The sequence below is a fragment of the Nostoc sp. 2RC genome, from assembly GCF_014222165.1.
In the GTDB taxonomy this organism is placed as follows: Bacteria; Cyanobacteriota; Cyanobacteriia; order Cyanobacteriales; family Nostocaceae; genus Nostoc; species Nostoc linckia.
Genome location: NZ_JACKZU010000385.1, coordinates 1 through 7,728, shown reverse-complemented (window position 1 = coordinate 7,728; position 7,728 = coordinate 1). Strand labels below are relative to the sequence as shown.

The window sequence follows — 7,728 nt, the reverse complement described above, 5'->3', positions numbered from 1 at the left end:
GTGGGGGGAAAGAGAATTTATGCTTCCCCCTCCTTCCTCCCACACCTCCCACACCTCCCACACTTCCTAGAAAGCCCAATGCCCAATGCCCTCTGCCCAATGCCCAATGCCCAATGCCCAAAAAAAATGCTTGATCTATCGGTTCACGGTAAATAATAGAGATATCTAAGTGGGATAAGACAACAATCAATCTATGGCACTAATTACCACTGGCAACGCTTTAATCCGGGATCTGGAAAAATTTGGCGCTCTTGGAGTGTATGTACCTCTGGAAGGAGGTTATGAAGGTCGTTATCAGCGGCGGCTTCGTGCGGCTGGCTATACTACGCTGCACATTACTGCTAGGGGACTGGGAGACGTAGCTGCATATCTCACAAGAGTTCATGGAATTAGACCTCCTCATTTGGGCAAAAAAAGTACTGGTAGCGGTGCGGCGGTAGGTTATGTATACTATGCACCACCTATTCTAAGTACTCATTTAGAACAGCTACCACCAAAATCCAAAGGGCTGGTGTTGTGGATTATTGAAGGAAATATTCTTTCCGACCAGGAAATTGAATATTTAGCGAATTTGCCCAAGCTAGAACCACGAGTGAAAGTAGTCATCGAAAGGGGTGGCGATCGCATTTTCCGTTGGACTTCTCTAGAAAAGACTTTGTTGGCTAGTTAGTCTTTGCTCATTTATCCTTGACTGTTGACTGTTGAGCGTTAACTGCTAACCGTCAACAGTCAACGATAGCATTGAAATATTTTTGCGTTGGAAGTCCCTTGGTATAAGGCTTTAAATACCCTTTGCTACGCTTTGCGCTTTGCTCATCAACTAACTTCAGTAGAAATTCAGAATTATAATACTTAGTAATTACATAATCACTATATTGGCTTACTTGATATATCTATATCATTTCCTTCGATAAAGAATTTAAAGGTTCAACTGCATCAGAATATTAAAGATATCAAAAGCTATTGTCGATAAAACCAATTAAATCGGCTTTTTGATGAAAAATAAATGCATTTTTTAAGATTTCAGCTACTTTTCAAATACAAGCATTATCTTTAAAGACAAATGCTTGATGTTTCATTTATATTTTTTCAATTTATAGAATTTTGTAAATGAGTCGTCAAATTTCTGGTTGAGGTAGGTTAACAAGAAACAGGAAAGAAGGGTTACAAATATACTTTGATTTTTCACAAATGATTTAGGGCTGCTATTTGTATTATTAAAAGTAAATATAATTAAGTTAGTTGATACAATACTCTAGTGATAAAACTAAAAATTCAGGTTGTTTAATATAAAAAATTTAAAATTTTGAAATTTATGTCTACTTTTGATGAAACTGAAGCAATTTATGTGCGTGAATTAGGAATTGATGATATTGCTCCCGTTTATCATTTGGGAGAAGAGTTATTTACCAGCGATTTATATCCTTATTTATACCGGACTTGGGATGAATGGGAAGTAATTGGACTTTACAATACAGATCCAGAATATTGCTTGGTGGCTGAAAGAAATGGAGAATTAGCAGGTTTTGTTTTAGGAACCATAATTACCAAAGCATCTTGGACTTATGGTTACATTTTATGGCTGGGTGTTAGTCCGAAATTTCAGCGTCGGGGAGTAGCAGACAAGTTAGTTGATAAAGTTGTTGCCCGGATGATTGAAGATGGGGCGCGGTTCATGCTGGTAGATACTGACCCCACCAATGTTTCAGCATTAAAGTTTTTTAATCGTAAAGGTTTTGGTAATATCCGCCAGCATATTTTCTTGTCAATGAATTTAAGCAAGCATGAATATTATGGCAGATTAATTGATTACGAACACCAAAAAGCAGAAAGGGCAGGTTATCGGCGATCGCGTCCAGCAATTCGCGCTCGCAAAGCCGATAGCGTTGCTAATGAAATACTAATTAATCCGCTAGTGAGTGAATCTCAAACTACTGAAGATTAATCGCCAATTTAATACAAGTTAGGAGTTGGGAGTTAGGAAGTTAGGAGTTGGGAGTTAGGAGTTGGGAGTTGGGAGTTAGGAGTTAGGAGTTAGGAGTTGGGAATTAAAAGTATCTTGAATCTTATTAATATTATTTGCAAAAAATAAAATCAGGCTGAACAAATTGGTAAACAATAAGTTAGTATCTGGGTAATCTGAAGTTTTTGTTAGACAAAGGCGGATTCATGTTCCAAGACATTACTGCTCAGATTGATTATTCTTCCTCATTTCCATATTTAGCGACAGTCTTAGGCATTTCTAGCGTAACGGGAACACTGGGTTGGCGCTGGTGGAAACAAAAGAACACATATAAATCCCTAGAATCACTTCCTTCTCCTCCCAAACACTGGCTATTAGGAAATCTTCCGCAAGTATTAGCAGCAGTGAAACAAAAGAAATTATTCCTGCAATTTTTTGATTGGAGTAAACAGCTAGGCTCGATGTATGTTATTTGGAATGGCAACCATCCAATTGTCATTTTAAGTAATCCGAAAGCGATTGAAGATACTATTGTCAACGGGATGAGAGATGGTAGCTTAATTAGATCTGAGCAAATGCGTAAAGCTTGGAACGATATGAGTGGCCCCATTATGATAGGAGAAACTGGGACTGAGTGGCAGTGGCGACGCAAGGTTTGGAATCCCGAATTCAGTTCTAGCAGTCTCTCTAAATATATTGAAATTATTAACCAAGCCTGCGAACAAGTAATTGAGACAGTCAAAGAAGCTGCACCACTAAGAGAAGTTGAGGTAGATCCTCTGTTTGTAGAACTAACAATGAGGGTAATTTCCTCTCTTGTGCTAGGCATTCCTGTGGATAGAAACAGTACTAGTCCTGAAGGGCCACCACTGGAAGTTACCAAGCTATACGAAGCGATGTCTGTTTTAGGCTATCGGTTCCTACGACAAGCTACTGGCGAGAAGAGATGGATGAAATACTTGCCAACTAAGAATTCACGAGATTATTGGGCAGCAAAGCGATATTTAGAGGAGTTTTTGATTCCCCGTGTAGACTTAGCTTTACAGATGAGAGAACAAAAGCAGACTGATTTACCACAAGTCAGTTCTTTGTTTAGGGAATCAATGTTAGTTAAAATTGCTGCCAAAGAACTAAAATACAATCGCGAAACATTAATAGCAGAATCTGTTGAACTCTTAATAGCTGGTACTGATACAACAGCCCATACTTTATCCTTTGCAGCAGGAGAGTTGAGCTTAAATCAAAGGATTTTTCAGCAAGCACGGGACATCGTTGACCAAGTTTGGCAAAGTAAAGGCTGTATTAATACAGAAAACCTCAAGGAGTTGGCTTATATTCGTGCAATTATCAAGGAGACATTGCGCCTTTATTCAATCGCCTCAGGCTCGACTTCATTGGTGGCTCAACGCGATACTGTAATTGAGGGTCAAGTAATTCCTCGCGGTACGAGAGTATCCTGGTCTATGCTTGCTGCTGGAAGAGATCCAGAAGTTTATGCTAATCCAGAAGTATTTCTACCAGAACGTTGGTTAGACAAGAGTAAGGAAACTAGTTCGCTGCCAATGATAGACTTTGGCTCAGGGACTCATCGTTGCTTGGGAGAGCATCTATCAATGCTGGAATCAACTGTGATGCTGGCATTATTATTGCGCTACTTCGACTGGGAATTAGTCAACGGTCGTTCATCTCTAGAAGAATTACAGCAAAACCTGTTAATTTATCCGTCCGATAAAATGCCAGTGCGCTTTCGATTGAGAAATTGGGAGTAAAGCTGTATTTCTATGGCAATTCTAATTCATTTATGAAAAGGGAACTCCAAAAAATAAATTATTCTACTTCAAATCGTTGACAGTCAACCGTCAACAATTTTCTATGGAATATTTTTTCTTTGGAAGTCCGAAAAATTGATTGCTGTCTCCATGATTAATTGAAAGACTGATATAGAAATGCTATAGAAATACAGAAATAAAATGCTTTTATCCAAAATAGTTAGGACTTACGCAAAAGTATGAATAAACTAACCGCAAAGGACGCAAAGGGCACGAAGTTATAAGAGTTTGAGAGAGTTCTTGCGTAAGTCCTAATAGTTTAAGAAACTCTAGGACTAAATTGATTACTTTTTAAACTTTCTTTAATCCTAACTTTATTTGTATGCCAGAACAACAATGGACTCTAGCAACAACAGAACAACCGCCAGAATGGTTCATCCAAGCAGTGAAACAGCATACACCGGCATCAAATGGAATGTATGCAGCACAATTGTTGTGGCAACGGGGAATTAAAGAAAAATCACAACTATTAGCTTTTATCAACCATAAAGCATACCAAGCAGCAAGTCCCTTTGAATTTGGACAAGAAATGCATTTGGCGATCGCTCGCTTACAAAAAGCTAGAGATAGTCATGAAAAAGTTGCGATTTGGGGAGATTTTGACGCTGATGGTATTACTTCCACTGCCGTACTTTGGGATGGATTGGGAGAGTTTTTTATCCAAAATATTGAGTTAATTTATTACATTCCCAATCGTTTAAAAGAATCCCACGGACTTAATAATCAAGGAATGGAGAACTTAGCAAAACAAGGTTGTAAATTAATAGTCACTTGCGATACTGGTAGCACCAATATTAATGAAATTATTTATGCTAAACAATTAGGTATCGATGTCATAGTTACTGACCATCACACATTACCTGAAGAACGCCCACCAGTCACAGCGATTATTAATCCGCGATATTTACCAAAAGAACATCAGCTATTTAATCTTTCTGGGGTGGCGGTAGCTTATAAATTAGTGGAAGCACTTTATCAAAGTTTGCCTGATGTTCCCCAACATCCAGTGGAGGATTTATTAGATTTAGTTGCAGTAGGATTAATTGCCGATTTGGTGCAGCTAAGTGGAGATTGTCGCTATTTAGCACAATTGGGAATTCAAAGATTACAAGCAGATTTTCAACAGCCACCATCAGCAAGAAGGCGACCGGGGGTCGGGCGATTATTAGAATTGTGCCAGAAAAGTGGCGATCGCCCCACAGATATTTCCTTCGGTTTAGGGCCTAGAATCAACGCCGTCAGCCGCATCCAAGGCGATGCTAGTTTCTGCGTTGAATTATTAACCAGCCGCGATATCAAACGTTGTCACGAATTAGCCGAAGTTACAGAACTGGCAAATACCCGTCGCAAATCCTTGCAAAAAGATGTACAAACACAAGTAGCACAAAAACTTACTCAACTAGATTTATCAACCACCAGCGTCATTGTCCTGGAAGATCCTCAATGGCCTGCTGGTGTATTGGGCTTGGTTGCTGGACAAGTAGCCCAAGAAACAGGGCGACCGACAATTTTGTTAAGTACAGAGGAAGCTGTTTTGGTAGACGCGGGGACGCGGGGACGCGGGGACGCGGAGAATGAATATATCCCCGCATCCCCGCGTCCCTCTGTCCCCGCGTCTTCTTCCCCGCTAGCCCGTGGTTCCGCCCGTTCGGTGAATTCGGTCGATTTGTATCAATTGGTAAAAGAACAAGCACATCTGTTGCATCGCTTTGGCGGACATCCTTTTGCTGCGGGTTTGAGTTTGCCGGTTGAGAATATTCCTTTATTCACAGCAGCGATTAATCAGCAGTTACGGCAATCTTTGGGCGGTACAACTCTCACGCCAACAGTGCAAGCAGACATAGTGGTAAAAGTTGCAGACTTAGGGAAAGAATTATTTTTAGAACTGAAATTACTTGAACCTTGTGGAATGGGTAACCCTGTTCCCAAATTGCTAATTCAAAATTGCTGGTTTGAAAATAGTTGGCATCGCAATCAACAAGATTGGCGAGGAAAAAAGGTACAGTATATTAAAACTGAGTTTGATATTCGGGATGATTCAACTAGAAGCCCCTTTCCTGGTATTTGGTGGGGACACTACAAAGATGAATTGCCCATAGGTAGGTGTGATTGTATAGCAGAAATCGACTACAACACCTTCAAAAAACGCTATGAAATTAGATTAATTGCTGTGCGTCCAAGTGAAAACTCAGCACTCACTACTCAGTATTCACCATTCATTCTCGACTTACGGAATCAGGACAACTCAGCACAGACGCCATTAATCCCGTCTCTACCCACTTCGGCACTGATTCTTGAACATTGTCCGACGAACTGGGATGATTTACGTGCATGGTTGCGGCGATGTTTAAATGCTACCGTTGATAATCAACAACTAGCGATCGCTTGGTCTAAACCCAACCACCAATCACCAAAACAAATTTGGCAGACCTTGGTTGGTGTTGCCAAATATCTCAGTCGTACCAATCAAACAGTTACTCGCGTAAAACTTTTAGATAAACTTGGAATTAGCGATCGCACCTTATTTTTAGGAATCAAAGCTTTAAAATATTACGGTTTTACAGTAACAAGAGAAGACCGCAATTTGCAAATCACCTGGAATCCCAACAATGTTTTTGAAACTAAGGGTGATGCGGCTGTTACACAATTTTTAGCCGCCATCAAGGAAGAACAATTCCAGCAAAACTACTTTGCAGAGGTGCCACTATCTACCATTGTTGCCATGATTAATACTCAGTAATGTGGCGATCGCTTTTAATTTATTTATCAGGCTAAGATTTTTTCGGGTGCGATGGAGCGATCGCACACTACATCTTGCTACACTAAAAAGAACCTGCGGTAATTACGGTATGGTTTCGCCTGAGTTTAGTTGTGAATCAAAACCGAGCGTTGTTGAATTTACTGATGTATCTACCATTTACAAGTTAGCAATCTAGGAAGTAAAGAATTAACCTTATGCCCTCTCCAGGCTTTTCTCAGAGACTACGAGATTTGGAAATACACATTAGCAAAGACCTAGAACTACTTAACGAGTTTGAAGAAGCATTGCGCTACGAGACAAACCCTCGTGTCAAGGCTGGGTATCGCCAGGAAATTCAGCGGCAATACGATTCACTTGCTCGCTACAAGCAAGAGTACGCTCAACTAGAGCAAGGATTATCTAATGTTCCAAATGCTCAGATGCGGAAAGTTGAAAACCAATTACAGCACATGGATGCGAAGTTAAATGTTTTACTCAATGGTCAAGTTGTAATTTATGAAAATCAGAATCAAATGCGTCAAGCCTTATTGAATCGCTATGATGCTATAGAACGAGCCATAATTAGTGCTATTACTCAACAACTAGACCAAACACAATTAATTTTGATTCAGAACCTCATAGATGCACTGGAAAAAAACTTGATTTCAGAGCAAGAAATCCAACAAATGTTAGTAGCACTAGAAAAACGGATTCCTGCTTTACCTGTGAGTAATCTAGCAGTAACTGAAATTATCAAAAATCCTGAGCTAGATGCCAAACATAAATTAAAAATAACTCTACCGATTGTGCCAATGCTTGTGGAGTACGAAGGTGAGTTAGAGTTTGGAACTGGTTTGAACATTAAGTCTGCTTGGGAACAGTTAATAGCTAAGTTGCGGAGGAATTAAGGTATGTATGCTCGGCTTGAAGACCTTAAAAAGCAACTGGCAAAGGATAGAGAGCTATGGAACAATCTACAAGATGAGCTACGTTGTGAAACAGATCCGAGGCGACAGCTTAAGTTAAAAAATGAGATTCAAAAGACAGATCAAAGGATACAAGAGCATGAAAATGAGATTAACAAAATTGAGCAAAATTTAAGAGAATCGCAAGTTTCAAAAAATCAGCAACAAACTTTCGTTAATAATGATAATTCTTCAAAATTAGAAACAGATGATTTTCAAACAGTAACAAAT

7 protein-coding genes and 1 pseudogene are annotated in these 7,728 nt (G+C 39.6%); 7 read left to right on the top strand and 1 reads right to left on the bottom strand.

Going from position 1 to position 7,728, the window contains the following annotated elements:
• Positions 1 to 190 (bottom strand): annotated as a pseudogene (locus tag GNE10_RS35590) (hypothetical protein); the annotation flags it as partial.
• A 3-nt stretch (positions 191 to 193) separates the two neighbouring features.
• Between GNE10_RS35590 and GNE10_RS29330 the strand changes: the two are divergent.
• The 7 genes from GNE10_RS29330 to GNE10_RS29300 form a co-directional block, all read left to right on the top strand.
• On the top strand, positions 194 to 670 hold the full coding sequence (locus GNE10_RS29330; protein ID WP_185569215.1) for an NAD(P)H-quinone oxidoreductase subunit N: 477 nt from the start codon (positions 194 to 196) through the stop codon (positions 668 to 670).
• A gap of 645 nt (positions 671 to 1,315) precedes the next feature.
• Positions 1,316 to 1,945 (top strand): GNAT family N-acetyltransferase, encoded by a 630-nt coding sequence (locus GNE10_RS29325; protein ID WP_185569213.1) that lies wholly within the window; start codon positions 1,316 to 1,318, stop codon positions 1,943 to 1,945.
• 224 nt (positions 1,946 to 2,169) lie between these two features.
• A complete protein-coding gene (locus tag GNE10_RS29320) occupies positions 2,170 to 3,732 on the top strand; it encodes a cytochrome P450 (protein ID WP_185569211.1) in 1,563 nt (520 codons plus the stop codon).
• A gap of 382 nt (positions 3,733 to 4,114) precedes the next feature.
• Positions 4,115 to 6,532: a DHH family phosphoesterase gene (locus tag GNE10_RS29315; RefSeq protein ID WP_185569209.1), complete on the top strand. Its 2,418-nt coding sequence runs from the start codon at positions 4,115 to 4,117 to the stop codon at positions 6,530 to 6,532.
• Position 6,533: 1 nt separating this feature from the next.
• Positions 6,534 to 6,728: a hypothetical protein gene (locus tag GNE10_RS29310; RefSeq protein ID WP_185569207.1), complete on the top strand. Its 195-nt coding sequence runs from the start codon at positions 6,534 to 6,536 to the stop codon at positions 6,726 to 6,728.
• Between the two features lie 19 nt (positions 6,729 to 6,747).
• The gene (locus GNE10_RS29305; protein WP_185569205.1) at positions 6,748 to 7,440 is read left to right on the top strand and encodes a hypothetical protein; all 693 of its coding nucleotides are present in this window, start codon (positions 6,748 to 6,750) and stop codon (positions 7,438 to 7,440) included.
• A 3-nt stretch (positions 7,441 to 7,443) separates the two neighbouring features.
• A partial coding sequence (locus GNE10_RS29300) for a hypothetical protein (protein ID WP_185569203.1) occupies positions 7,444 to 7,728 on the top strand: 285 nt, incomplete at its 3' end.